The 12,958-nt window shown below is 69.4% G+C and carries 12 protein-coding genes and 1 pseudogene; 2 read left to right on the forward strand and 11 right to left on the reverse strand.

The annotated features are described in order from the left end of the window. Positions 1-2: 2 nt before the first annotated feature. Positions 3-152, forward strand: a pseudogene (locus tag AB0O76_RS34215) (TIGR03842 family LLM class F420-dependent oxidoreductase); the annotation flags it as partial. A gap of 148 nt (positions 153-300) precedes the next feature. Further along, positions 301-1,014, forward strand: a complete 714-nt coding sequence (locus tag AB0O76_RS34220) for an AAA family ATPase (protein ID WP_365499483.1) — start codon at positions 301-303, stop codon at positions 1,012-1,014. 23 nt (positions 1,015-1,037) lie between these two features. On the opposite strand, the gene AB0O76_RS34225 is transcribed toward AB0O76_RS34220, so the two are convergent. The 11 genes from AB0O76_RS34225 to AB0O76_RS34275 form a co-directional block, all read right to left on the reverse strand. Further along, positions 1,038-1,661 (reverse strand): transposase, encoded by a 624-nt coding sequence (locus AB0O76_RS34225; protein WP_365499486.1) that lies wholly within the window; start codon positions 1,659-1,661, stop codon positions 1,038-1,040. Beyond that, positions 1,625-2,173, reverse strand: a complete 549-nt coding sequence (locus tag AB0O76_RS34230) for a helix-turn-helix domain-containing protein (RefSeq protein WP_365499489.1) — start codon at positions 2,171-2,173, stop codon at positions 1,625-1,627. The genes AB0O76_RS34225 and AB0O76_RS34230 overlap by 37 nt, the downstream gene beginning before the upstream one ends. Positions 2,174-2,802: 629 nt before the next feature. After that, positions 2,803-4,050 carry an MFS transporter gene (locus tag AB0O76_RS34235; protein WP_365499492.1) on the reverse strand — a complete coding sequence of 416 codons (1,248 nt, stop codon included), beginning with the start codon at positions 4,048-4,050 and terminating at the stop codon, positions 2,803-2,805. A 49-nt stretch (positions 4,051-4,099) separates the two neighbouring features. Continuing rightward, positions 4,100-5,515: a dihydroorotase family protein gene (locus tag AB0O76_RS34240; RefSeq protein ID WP_365499495.1), complete on the reverse strand. Its 1,416-nt coding sequence runs from the start codon at positions 5,513-5,515 to the stop codon at positions 4,100-4,102. After that, positions 5,503-6,654 (reverse strand): acyl-CoA dehydrogenase family protein, encoded by a 1,152-nt coding sequence (locus AB0O76_RS34245; RefSeq protein WP_365499498.1) that lies wholly within the window; start codon positions 6,652-6,654, stop codon positions 5,503-5,505. The genes AB0O76_RS34240 and AB0O76_RS34245 overlap by 13 nt, the downstream gene beginning before the upstream one ends. 59 nt (positions 6,655-6,713) lie before the next feature. Next, entirely contained in the window at positions 6,714-7,721 is a 1,008-nt protein-coding gene (locus AB0O76_RS34250; protein WP_365499501.1) for a PrpF domain-containing protein, read from the reverse strand. A 41-nt stretch (positions 7,722-7,762) separates the two neighbouring features. Continuing rightward, positions 7,763-9,589: an asparagine synthase (glutamine-hydrolyzing) gene (gene asnB, locus AB0O76_RS34255; protein WP_365499504.1), complete on the reverse strand. Its 1,827-nt coding sequence runs from the start codon at positions 9,587-9,589 to the stop codon at positions 7,763-7,765. Between the two features lie 7 nt (positions 9,590-9,596). Continuing rightward, on the reverse strand, positions 9,597-10,388 hold the full coding sequence (locus AB0O76_RS34260; protein ID WP_365499507.1) for a cupin domain-containing protein: 792 nt from the start codon (positions 10,386-10,388) through the stop codon (positions 9,597-9,599). Positions 10,389-10,451: 63 nt separating this feature from the next. Continuing rightward, positions 10,452-10,637 (reverse strand): tautomerase family protein, encoded by a 186-nt coding sequence (locus AB0O76_RS34265; protein WP_365499510.1) that lies wholly within the window; start codon positions 10,635-10,637, stop codon positions 10,452-10,454. A 75-nt stretch (positions 10,638-10,712) separates the two neighbouring features. Beyond that, positions 10,713-11,528, reverse strand: a complete 816-nt coding sequence (locus tag AB0O76_RS34270; RefSeq protein ID WP_365499513.1) for a cupin domain-containing protein — start codon at positions 11,526-11,528, stop codon at positions 10,713-10,715. Positions 11,529-11,593: 65 nt separating this feature from the next. Next, positions 11,594-12,640, reverse strand: coding sequence for a hypothetical protein (locus tag AB0O76_RS34275; RefSeq protein WP_365499516.1), 1,047 nt, complete (start codon positions 12,638-12,640; stop codon positions 11,594-11,596). Positions 12,641-12,958: the final 318 nt, after the last annotated feature.

The following is a 12,958-nucleotide window of genomic DNA, read 5'->3' on the forward strand; positions in this document are numbered from 1 at the left end:
GCGTTATCGGCACGGTGGAGCAACAGGTCGCGAAGCTGGGGGAGTTGAAGGCTCTCGGAGTCGATCAGTTCGCGGTGTACGACATGCATGACGCTCGGGAGCGGGTGATCGACGGGTATGGGGCGTCGGTCATTCCTGCGCTGCAGGAATGACCGACTTGGCCGCCCGTGATTTCCGAGCGCTAAGCGGCCTCGGGGGAGTAAGGCCCGTTTCCACGCCGCCCGGCACGCACCCTCGCTGTGTTGTTTCCGCGCCCTCGCGGGGTTTGCCGGGTGCGGCGGAATCGCGGACACTCGACCTGTGATTGTCGAACGTGCGTACGCCAATGGGCTGGGTCTGGACGAGGGCGAATGGCCCTGGTCCGTGCCGTGTGTGCGGCAGCTCCTGGCGGAAGGGCTGCGCTTCGCCGCGCCCGTGACCTTCCTCGTCGGCGAGAACGGCTCGGGCAAGTCCACCCTGGTGGAGGCCCTCGCCGAGGGGTTCGGGCTCGACCCGTACGGCGGCTCGCACGACTGGAAGTACGCCTCGCACCGCGAGAAGTCCACGCTGGGCGAGCGGCTCCGCTTCGACGCGGCGGCGACCGCCGGAGGCCGGCGCATGGCGCGCAGCTGGTCGGCGCGCAAGGGCTTCTTCCTGCGCGCCGAGACGGCCCTTGACGCGCTCGACCGGGAGGGCTTCGCCCCCGACTCCAAGAGCCACGGCGAGGGCTTCCTCGCGGCCTTCCGCGGCAAGTTCCTGAAGCCGGGCCTCTACGTCATGGACGAGCCCGAGGCCGCGCTCTCCTTCGGCTCGTGCCTGGAACTGATCGGCCATATCGACCAGCTCGTCCAAAGCGGCGGCCAGATCGTGTGCGCCACCCACTCCCCGCTGCTCACCGCGCTGCCGGGCGCGGACATCATCGAGGTGGGTGAGCACGGGATGCGGCGGGTGACCTGGGACGAGCTGGAGCTGGTGGACCACTGGCGGCGGTACCTGGCGGATCCGCGGGCGTATCTGCGACACATCATCGGCTGACGGTTCCGGAAGAAGCGACGGTTCTAAGCGGTTTGGATGAAGTTCGCTGCTGCTTGCCGGATCCGGTTGCGTTGCCGCTGCATCGCCCGGTCGACGGCGGCGCCGATGGCCTCGATGCTGGTCTGGGCGCGCTGCGGGTAGTCCTGGTACTTTGCCTGGCGCCAGACCAGCTCGATGTTGTTCAACTCCGGGCTGTATGGCGGCAGATAGAACAGGTCCACCCCGATTTTCGCCAGCCGGCGTCGGTGGCCCTTGAACATTTTGGCCACGTGCGCCGAGGCGTTGTCGAGCACGACCGTGCACGGCTTGCAGCGCTCCCAGAGGGGCATGACATCAACGCCGAGGCCGTCGGCGGCCAGGATCAGCACGGCCGCGCCGCCGCTCAGGCCCGCCAGCCGCACGCAGACGAACTCCAGCAGTACCTCGGCATCGATCTTGCCGCAGGTGCGCTGCCAGACCAGGTCCGAGGCGGTGCCGACGACTTGGGCGCCGAGCACGTTGACCCGGCGGTTTCTGGTGTCCCGACGGGGGACCACGGCCCGCTGCCCGATCCTCGACCAGGTGTAGCCGGTGGGCATGGTCGGAGCGAACCCGGACTCGTCCAGGAAGATCAGTTCGCGCCGTCCGGCATCGGCGGCCTGCCGCAAGGCCGCAAGTCCTCCAGCTCAGCCCGGGCGGCTTGCTGGAGGACGGGGTCGGCCTGGTGCCGGACGCTGTCGCGGGTGCGTTTCCAGCGGAATCCGTCGCGGCGCAGGAGTTCCCACAGCCAGTACGCGGAGATCTCCACGCCCCGCTCGTCGTGGAGCCAGTCACGCAGTGCAGGGGCGGTCCAGGTGATCCCCGCGGCGGCCGAGCCGTCCAGCAGGTCGGCCAGCTCGGCGCGGTCCTGGGGACCCAGGATCCTGGCGGGCCGGCCGGGCCGGGGCGCATCCGCCAGCGCATCAAGCCCGACCTTCTCGAAACGGTGGACGGCGGCGCGGACGGTGACCGCATTGCACTCCAGCAGGTCCGCGACCTCGGTCACCGTCCTTCCCCGGTCGAGCAGGCGGACACACTCCGCACGCAGACGGGTATGCCGAGCCAGAACGCGTCGGCCCAATAGTTCACGCAGGTCACGATGCTGATCATCGGTCAGTTCGAGATAGAGGTTCTTCGGCATCGCGTCCCTCCCGCAGGACGCCTACCCCTACGCAGCTGACATCACCCAGACCGCTTAGATGCTCACGCGGTGTCTACGGGGTGTTCGTTCAGATGCAGGGCGCGGCGCTTCTGGCGCTCCTCTGTAGGCAATGACCTTCCTGCCAGGGGAGTCGATCCTGTCAGCCGGCCATGGCCCGCGACTTCCGCCGCCGACCAGAGGCAGGTGCACCACGCTGTGAAGCGGGCATGTGCCCCAACGCGTGGCCGCCACCGAGTGGACGGAGGGCTCGAAGCGTTGGGTGGGGTGTGCCCGGCTGACCTGGGGAGTTCCCGGGAGTTCCCGGGGGTGTGCACGCGGGAACCCGGCACCAGGCGTCGGCTGGCAGCGCGGAGGTGGCGTGGCGGAGCCCGGAAACGGTCTTGCATAGGTTCGAACCCCCGGCGGGGGACCCGGAACATGGGAACAGGGGAAACCGCTGGTCGAGAGCAGGTGGCTCGTGATCCAGACGACCGTCCGGTTGAAACGGTAGACCGATGGCGCTTGGCCGCAGGTTCGAGTCCTGGGCGGGAGCCGCAAAACATGGGAAGCCGAATCCTCGTCGGTCGGGGGCGGGGTGTTGGTGGTGACCGCGACCTGGTAGAGCGTGGTCACTGCCGGAAGCCGTCGACCGCGGTGGGCTCCTCCTTGACCTGAGGACGGGTACGCTCCGCCCATCGTGCCACCATCGGCGCCGCCAGCCCCGTCGCTGCAAGCAGAACGCCCAGCACCAACCAGCCGAGCCAGCCATGCCGGACGATCAGGACCGTGGTGACCGCAGGAGTGATCGCGCTACCAAGCTGGGTGGTCAGGCCGAACATGCCCTGGTACTGGCCTTGGGCGTGCTCCGGGGCGAGTTCGTACGAGAGCGCCCACGAGCCCGCACTGTAGAGGAGTTCGCCCATGGTGTGGACGATGACGCCGAGCGCCAGCAGGGCCACGGCGAACCAGGGCGTACGGTCGGCGGCGAGGGCAATTATCATGCAACAAGCGGCCAGCCACAGCCCGGAGCGGAGAAACGCCCGCGCACCGCCGCGGATGTCTTCGGCGCCCTTGCTGACAGGGACCTGGAGAAACACCACCATGATCGTGTTGATCAGTAGCAGGGGCGCAAAGATAGAGGTCGGTGCGTCGGTCTCCTCCGCGATCCATATAGGCAGCGCCACATTGAGGATGCCCCCGTTCATCACCAGGACGGAATTGATCAGGCCGACAGCGGCGAAGGGCCGGTCCCGCAGCACCTCCCAGCGGGACGCCTCAGCCGGACGCGGCACCGGCGGGATCTTCTCCAGGGCGAGGAAGACAAGCCCCGCAACGATGAACAGAACGCCGGCAAAGGCAATTTCGGCGGTGTAGAAGGCCGGCGAATCACGGCTCAGCGCCAGGCCGCCCACCAAGGCACCCATCGAGAATCCGACGTTGGTGACCGACCGCAGATAGGCGCGGGTGTATACCCTGTCCCGCACCGGCACGGCAAACGCCACCAGCGCGCCCCGGGAGGCGTTGGACGCGGAGTCGGCCAGCGCCACCAGACTGGCCGCCACGAGCAGACTGGTGAACCCGCCGACGAGGACGTATCCCCAGAGCGTTACACCCTGCGCAACGACGAAGATCATGGCGGTGAACCGCGCCCCGAGAAGGTCAGAGACATGGCCGGCAGGAACACTCGCCGCCATGCCCGCCACCGCCGCGATGGTGAGCCCCAGACCCACCTGGGTCGAGGCGATGTCCACGGAGCGGGTGAAGTAGAGAACGGCGATCGTGACCACGATGCCGTGGCCGGTACTGCGCGCCAGCGTGCTCAGCGCAAGCACCCAGACAGGGCGTGAACGCGGCATCAAGGAGCGGGTGAACCTCATCTGTTGCTTCCTTCGCATCGAAGGCGCCTTCCTGGCAGTGTCCAGTCCGTCATCGCGTCGTCACCGACGATGGGCGGACGGCAGAGGGCAGCAAGCGGCCCGACGGCATTCCTTTGAAGCCCGTGTTCACGTCCCACACCAGGTGGCCGTTCTTCACGGTCGTCGTGACCCTGCCCGTGAAGACCCAGCCTTCGTAGGCCGACCAGCCGCACTTCGACTCGATGGTGGCTGAGGACAGTTGCCAGCGGTGCTCGGGGTCAAGGAGCAGCAGGTCCGCGTCCGCGCCCACGGCCAACCGGCCCTTCCCCGGCAGTCCGAACAGGTCCGCCGGGCCGGAGCCCATAAGGCGTGCCACATGACGAGCCGACTCATCGGGATCACCGTGAGATGCCCGAGCCATCAGGCCCGTCCACAGCGCCGCGGGCAGTTCCTGTACACCCGGCAGTCCCGGCGGGGCCTCGGCCGGCCGGCGGTTCTTCTCCTCGACGGTGTGCGGGGCGTGGTCGCTGCCGGCCGTGGTGGCGTGGCCCGCCAGTACCGCCTCCCACAGCCGGTCCTGGTCCCGCTGGGCACGGATGGCCGGGGACAGTCGGGTGCGGGGACCACGGCGGCAGGTGTCGGTGTCTGTGAACGACAAGTGGTGGCCGGTGACTTCAAAGGTGACGGGCAGCCCTTCGGCGGCCGCCGCCGTGAGCATGTCGACCTCTTCGGCAGTGGAGGCATGCAGGACGTGGGCCCGGGTGCCGTGCGTGCGTACCAGGTCGATGACTTGGGCAACCGCGACGATCGCGCCCGTGCGCGGGCGGTGCGACTCGTAGCCCGCGTACGAGTGGGGTTCGCCCCGCCAGCCGTCCAGGAGGTCGAAGACATGCTGGGCCTCGGCGTGCAGGACGAGTTGGACGCCGCCGCAAGCAGCCGCTTCGAAGACCGCAGCCAGCTGCCGGGCCTCGCGGAAGACGACCGGGGCGGTGTGGTGGCCCGCCATGAACACCTTCGCGGAGGTGGCCGCCTCCGGGTCGAGGGTGGCGAGCAGGCCGGGGTTCTCCGGGTCGGCACCAATATGGAAGCGGTGGTCCACCCAAGAACGGCCCTGCACATTACGGGCTTTGTCGAGAAGGGTGGCCTCGTCGAGTGCCGGCGGTCTGGTGTTGGGCATGTCGAGGACGGTGGTGACGCCGCCCGCGATCGCGGCCCGGCTACCGTGCTCCCAGTCCTCCTTGTACTCCAGGCCCGGGGTGCGGAAGTGGACGTGCGAGTCGATCAATCCGGGCAGAATGTAACGGCCCTCGGCATCGAGCCGAGGGCCGGCCGGGACCTCGTCCTCGGCCGCGAGGAGGGCGTCTATCCGGCTGTCCCTGATGACGACAGTGCCCTCGCGGACTCCGTCGGGGGTGACCAGGCGGCCACCCGCAACGACCAGGTCCGCGCCACCGGCAGAGACATCGGCGGTGTTTATTGCGTCCACGGCGTGCCCACCAGTTCCCTGCAGAGATCGTTGGTCGGGCCCATCAGCGCGACGGCACGCGCGTCGCGCCGGTAGCGGTTGACGGGGTGTGCCTCGGCATAGCCGGCGGAGCCAAGTATCTGTTCGGCTCCGGTGATAACCCGTTCGGCCACGGCGGTAGCGCAGAGCTTGGAATGAAGGGTGGTCGTGCCCGGGTCGGCGGAGTCCTTGCGGCCTGCCCGTTCGACCATCGCGCGCGCCGACTCGACCTCAGTGGCGAGGTCCACCAGTCGGTGTCGTACCGCCTGGTGCTCCAACAAGTCATGGGCAGTGGCGTGTTCGTGGGCACACTCCAGGGCGGCCTGGGCCACGCCCAGGGCCACGGCGCCCAGGGTCGCGCCGCTCTCCCGTACCTTGGCGATGATCGAGGCCGCCGCGCCGGCCGGGCCGAGCCGGTCCGTGTCCGCCACCTGGCAGTTCCGCAGCGAGACGAAACCGGTGGCGGATCCACGCATGCCGACGAGCGGCAGGGACGTGTCCGGGAACAGGCCCGGGTTGTCGCCGCGTACGAGAAAGAAGGTCTGGCCCGCTGCTCCGTAGCCCGGCTCGCCCGCTTCGAGGGCCGAGGCCTCCCCGGTCCGGACCAGGACGAGGTAGATGCCGGCCAGGCCCGCGCTGGTGGTGAACGACTTGGCACCGTCGAGCACCCAGCCGCCGTCTTCGGTGCGGTGGCCAGTCGTGGACAGGCGCTTTTTGTCGGCTCCGGCCCCCGTCTCGCTCCACGCGGAGGCCGCGAGCCACTCGCCCGAGGCGAGCCTGGGGAGCAGCTCCGCATGCTGCTCCGGGGTGCCCTGCTCGACGATCCGGCTGCTCACCGCGTAGTGCTGGAAGAGAATGATCGCAGCGGAGGCGTTGACCGAGGCGATCTGAGCGACGCAGCGGTTGAGCTCAACGGGTCCGGCGCCGGCGCCACCGTACTCATAGGGAACGGAGAGGCCCAGCAGGCCCGTTCGGCGCAGCGCGTCCACGGCGTCCAGGTCGGGCAGGCCGCTGCGGTCGGCGGCCGCGGCGGAAGCGGCGAGCAGCGTGCGCATCTCGGTGTTCAGGGGTTCCGGCAGCGGATCCCGGGTGAAGAGGGGTGACGGGGCGGGTGCGGTCATCTGTTGTCCTCGATCGTGACGGGTCAGGGCGTGCCGCAGTCATGGGCTCGACGGAGCGGTCACACCGTCAGGGGGAGGTGGGCGGCGGCCGACGCGTGGGCCGCATGGGAGCAGAGCGTGCTCAGGTCGAGCGGGCCGGACAACAGCCGGGCCTGCTTCCGGCTGACGCTCACCCACTGCAGAAGTGCTCCGGCGGGTTCCTGCTCGACCTTGACGAGCGCCGCCGTGGATCCGCCCGCCGTGTCGATCTCGACGCGCATAGTGCCGTCCGCGTGCCCGGCCAGCAGGCGGGCCGGTATCGTGCCCGGGCAACTCGCTGTGGCAGCAAGGCAGACAGCGCCGGTCAAGGCCAGGGTCGGATGCCAGGTGGGCACCGAGATGGAGCGGGCGGCCAGTCGACCCTGGCGGTGTGAAGTGACTGCGGCGACCTTCGGGAACACACCGGTGGCGGGCATCCCCAGAAATTCCGCGGCGGCCCGCCGGATCTGCTGGAGTTCGTCGAAGACCTCTGCGCCGGCCGCGAAGAGCTCGGCCTGCTTCGCAATCCCCAGGTCCCGCGCGTCAACGAAGACGTACGGATTTCCCAGGGAGGCCAGAGACACCTCGTATATCCCGGAGGGCGTGGATAACTTGACCACCGGCTGCCCGGTCATCAAAAGCCGACTGAGCCTGGTGCCCTCCTGCTGGACAAAGTGCAGGGTGAAGTCACCGCCGAGACGGCGGGTTTCGTCGGCCTCACACACGATGTGGTCCCCGTTGTTGAGGATGCGCAGGCGCACCCGGTCCCCCGGCGCCAGCCTCGGCACCAGCCGCAGGTCACTGGCGACCAACACAGTGGCCAGGATCGAGTGACCGCAACTACCCCTGAAATCGAAGGCATCGAGGGCCTCGGGCAGGCACTGGACAAACCGGTAGTCGAGGTCGAACAGCGGATGCGGCGAAGCCGATACCAGTGCGACTTTGAGAACGTCCCTGTGGCCGTTGCGGACCAGCCAGCGGCGGGCCTCGGTCAGGAGTGGCCGCAACTCGTGCTCCACATTCGCGGCCTCGTCGACCTCCAGGACCAAGGTCGGACAGGGCGCGCCCGTCACTTCCGCGATGGACCCCCTCACGCTGCGTACTCCCGGTCCGTGACGGCTGCCGGCCCGTGCGCCGACCCGAACGAGGGCATGAACTGCTCCAGCCACAGCTCGTGGACGAGCAGGGACCACAGGGCCAGTGCGGCGCGCTCCGACGGCCATACCGCCTGCTCGGCAAAGAGCCGATCCACCGCCGCGGCGTCGAGCATGCCGCGCCTGCGCAACCGCACCGGATCCAGGACATCCCGGGCGTAGGTGTACAGCACGGTGCCCGGGACCAGCATCGCGGCGATCGGCAGGGTAAAGGGCTGCTTGGGGCGCGTGAGCACCGACTCGGGCAGCAATCCGGCAGCCGCTCCGTACAATGTCCGCTTCCCCCGGCCGCCGGACACCTTCAGTTCGTCCGGCAAGGCCTTGGCGTACCGCACCAGCGAGGGTTGGCAGAAAGGCAGCCGGACCTCGACCGAGGAGGCCATGCTGAGGTGGTCGACCCGGCGCAGGTGGTAGGCGGGCATGCGGAAACGGGTCTCGAACTCAGTGATCGTCGCCAGCCGGCCCGCCCGTGACGAGGTGAGGTCGCGGGCGATGCTGTCGGCGGCGGACCCTCGCGTCCGGACGAAGTCGCGGTACGCGGAGGTGTACAGGGTCTCGCGCAGCGCGCGCGGTACCGCCGCCAGCGACTCGACGTAACCTGCCACCCAGCCGTTGCCGGCGGGCGCGTCCAGGGCCGAACGGATACGGTCGTAGCCGCCGAAGAGTTCGTCGGCGGCGTCGCCGGTGAGCGCGACGCGGAAGCCGGCGTCCCGCACCGCGCCGAACAGGACGTAGGTCGAGAGCGTGATCGGGTCGGCATTGGGCTGACCGAGGTGCCACACGACCTGCGGGAGCAGGTGGTGGAAGTCGGCCGGGTCGACCTCCACCTGGTGGTGGCGGGTGCCGTTGCGCAAGGCCGCCTCGCGGGCGAAGTGGCGCTCGTCATGCGGCCATTCGCCGGTGTAGGCGATGTTGAAGCTGTGCAGGCCCGGCACCTCGCGCACGGCCAAGGCCGACACCAGGCTGGAGTCAAGGCCACCGCTGGTGATCACCGACAGCGGTGCGTCGGCGCGGACCAGGCGAGCCGTCTCGGTGTGCAGCAGCTCGCGTACGCGGTCGGCAGCCTCGGCGGGACCGGCGGGGACCTCGTCGCAGGACCTCGGGTGGCGCCGGACTGCGCGCAGCCCTCCGGAGCGATTGACGGTCAGGGTGGTGGCGGGCGGCAGCACCCGTATCCCCTCGAACATGGTCTGCTCGCCGAGGGGGGTCTTTGTGGACAGATACTCGTCCAGGCCCGGCTCCCAGACGGCGGCCCGCACCCCGGGGAAGGCGAGCAGGGCGGGCAGCTCGGAGGCGAACCGCAGCTGCCCGGCCCGCTCGTCCCAGTGGTAGTAGAGGGGCTTCATCCCCGACTCGTCGCCGACCAGCAGCAGGGTGGGCTCACCACGCAGGTCCATGACGGCGATGGAGTACATGCCGTCGAGGTGCTCCGTGAAGTCGGGGCCGAACTCCGCGTACAGCGCGGGCAGCACCAGTCCGTCGCAGGTACCGGAGAAACGGTGACCCAGCGCGGTGAGGCGGGTGCGCAGTTCGGCGTGGTTGTAGATCTCGCCGTTGAAGACGACGGTGATGTGCTCGCCCAGGCGGTAGGGCTGTGATCCGCCGGAGGGATCCATCACGGCGAGGCGGTTGCTGCCAAGGGCCCAGCCCTCACCGGTTGCGAAGGTCTGGGCGTCGGGCCCGCCGTGCTGCTGAACGGCGGCCACGGTGCGTAATTCGTGCCAAGTGACCCGGGCGTCGAAGTGCCCGAAGATTCTGCACATGCGGGTCTCACTTTACTTCGGTCGGGACACCAGCCCGCTGGTAGAGCACGGGGTCGAATGGGGTCGGTCCACCACAGGTGGCGAACCGGGGGCCGTCCGGGTCCTGGCCGTTGTGCCGGGTGCCGTGCGGCACGCCCGGCGCTGCGTACAACACGTCGCCGGGGGCGGCGTCGTGCCAACGGTCGGCCAGGTACAGCTGACCGGTGCCCTCGATGACGATGAAGGCCTCTTCGCTCTCGGGGTGGACGTGCACATTGAAGTACTCGCCCGGGCTCATCACCCCGCAGTGCAGGCAGAGTTGAGGGGATCCGGTGCCCGGCCAGAACAGGAAGTTCATCGTGGCGGCCCGGTCCGAGGCGGTTGCCTGGCCGGTTCCGGTGAAACCCCGCAGCTGGGTTTCCCCGTTCCACAACGAGTTGAACCGGCGCGGCGCGGAGCCGGGTCGGCGACCGTCGAGGAGACGGCTGCGCCACACGTAGGCGACGAGCCCGCTGTCCCCCGCGATCAGCGCGTACGCGTCGCCGGTGGGCGCGTACACGGTGCTCGCCCTCTCCACGTCCATTCGCTCGACACCGGAGGTGGCGGTGCCCGAGCCGTCGAAGACGACGACCACGTTCTCCTCCTCCGGCGCGTCGGCGGGGCGCCAGGTCGCTCCCGCCGGTACGCGGACAACGTCGAGACGCACGATCCGCGCTCCGAGCGAAGGGCCCACCGCGGTGGCCACAGAGCACCCGTCCTGGACGCGGAAGCGCAGCTCGTTCGCTCGGACGATGGCTCCGGGTACTGCTGTGACGGTCATGGGTCACACCTTTCCGGGATTGCGCTCGGGCGGTCGGCGAGGGCTGGGTCAGCGAGGGCCGGGTCAGCCGTCGGAAGCGGGACGCCCGCCTTTGCCCCAGTGGGTCTTCTCCACGTCACGGACGATCACGGTGACGGCTTCGGCCGGGCAGTCGGCGACTTGGGAGACCGTGGCTGTGAGCTCCTTGATGAGAGCGCGACGCCGCTCGTGGTCGTATCCAGCCCACCAGTCGACGGTGATGACGGGCATGACGGGGCCCTCCTTGGGGTGGCGGAGTGCAGGACGTACGGGGTACGGGGTACGGGGTATGGGACGCCCGGAGCGTCAGACGACCTCGGGCGAGAGGCCGGCGGCCCGGTAGAGGGCGGCGTCGTACGGCACAGGGCCACCCACCGAGACGAAAAGGTCGGCCGCGTCCGGGCCTTCCGGGTTGCGTGTGCCGTGCAGGACCCCGGAGCGGGCGTAGACGCCGTCGCCGGGGTCCATGTCGAGCCAGGTGTCGCCGAGGAAGAACTGACCTCTGCCATCGAGGGCGAAGAGGGCGTCCTCGGCCCCCGGATGACCGTGGATGTTGAAGGTGTTGCCCGGACCAGCCATGCCGCTGTTGATGCACAGGTAGGCGCAGCCATTTCCGGGCCAGTGCGGGAAGTTCATGAACGCGCGGCGCTCGTCGCCCACGGGGGCGATCTCGCCCGTGCCGGCGAACCTGCGGATGGCGGCGGACTCGTCGTACACAGTGTTGAAGAGTGTGGGGGCGGAGCCCTTGGGCCGCCCCTGCGGCAACGGCGCCCGCCAGAAGTAGACCGTCATCTCGTCGGCTTCGGCTTCGGCGTCACAGTCAGCGGTGAAGGTGACGGTGTGCCCGGCCGGCGCGTACGCGGTGGAGCCCTTGCGGACCTCGGTGCTCTCACCGCCGATATGGGCGCTGCCGCGCCCGTCGAAGACGATGGCAGTGACCTCCTCCACGGTGTAGAGGTCCGGCTTCCAGCTCGCGCCGTGCGGGATCCGCACGATGTCGACCGAGACATACTCGGCGCCGACGTGCGGACCGACGGGCCGGCTGACCAGGCAGCCTTCCTCCTCGGTGAACTCAAGCTCCTTACGACGGATGATCAAGCCGAAATCTGTGTGCTGCGACATCGGGTTCCTCTCCGAAGGTCGTGCCGGTTCGGTTCCGCGGGCGGCGGGTGTCCGTCCCCGGTGGTTCACGTACGGGCCCAGGGCTCTGGTACGCGGCGGGTGACGACCGAGGCGAGCCCGCCCGTCGGGTGGTCGAACGCGACGTCGAGCAAGGGCACGAGTTGCCCGCCATGGAATGCCGCGTACAGCGGCAGGGACGCTTTGCCACCCTCGGCGGCGAGTTCGTCCCGCAGCCGCTCGGGGAGCGGCAGGAGCCGGTCGAGGTCGAGGCCGGCCACGCCCAGGAACTGCGGCGGTGCGTGCGACTCGCCAAGTTCGGCGAGGAAGGCGGCGAGAACGCCGGTCATCTCTTGCTCGTACGAAGCCATCCGGTCGGCACCGATGGTCGCAGAAACGCCCATGCGGTGGGCGTGGCCCAGGTTGACATGGTTGGGGCAGATGAGCGTGGTCTCGGGCCGCAGGGGGTCGCCCGGGCCCAACGTGGCGGCCTCGTCGGCGGACAGCGGGTGGAGTCGTCGGTCCTCGCCGATACGGCGCAGGAACAGACCCTGCCGGTAGATCGCGCGGTGCCAGCGGAGAAACTCGCCCTCGCGCAGCGAGAAGGCGTTCATGAGATCGACGGGGATCTCGACGGTGCCGTCCGCGAGGTGCAGTCCGACCTCCCGCTCCAGACCCATCCGGTACATCATCGCGAAATACGCGAAGGTGGTGGCGTGCCGGGCCAGGCGCAGCGCCCGCGCATCGCTCGGGGCCAGATCGTCGCGCGGTGTGTCGGGGACGCCCAGGGCCACGAGCACTTGGTGGGCGTAGCGCGGCTGACGACTGAACAGCTGGGTGCGGGCCAGTCTGCCGTGCGCGCCGAGACGCCACCACACGTGCGGCTTCCAGCGGTTGTCCGTCAGGTTGTTGTGGGTGAGCTGGGTGCGCAGGTGGGTTCCCCCGCCGCCCTGCGGATCGCCCGTCGCATGGGTCAGCAGGCGCAGGCAGAACCATGGGAAGGCCACCATGGGTGCGAAGGCGTTCATGCTGACGTGCGTCGAACTATGCACGATCATCGGCGAGTTGACGAACCGGTGCAGGGCCTCGTCGTTCCAGCCGAGCAGAGTGCGCACGGCCTCACGGTCGGCCGAGGGTGCGCGGTGGACACGGGGCTCGACTTGCCGTACGAAGTCCGCGAGTCGCTGCCGACGCTCCCGAGTGTCCGCGTCGGGCGGTCCCGCCGGGCGGAACGCGCCGACAAGTTGGCTGAGGGGCGGGCCCGGGGCGGCAGTTCGCTCAGTCAGGGTGTGTTCCGCCGGGGCGGTCATCGGGCGGTGCTCGCTGCGGGCTTGACGGCCACGGCCGACCAAGCGCGGTCCGGCATGGGTAAGACGCCGATGCGGCGTCGATCGTAGCCCTCAGCGATTAGCCATAAGTCCGGGGTGAATTCA

Source organism: Streptomyces sp. NPDC086554, from assembly GCF_040686095.1.
Taxonomy (GTDB): Bacteria; Actinomycetota; Actinomycetes; order Streptomycetales; family Streptomycetaceae; genus Streptomyces.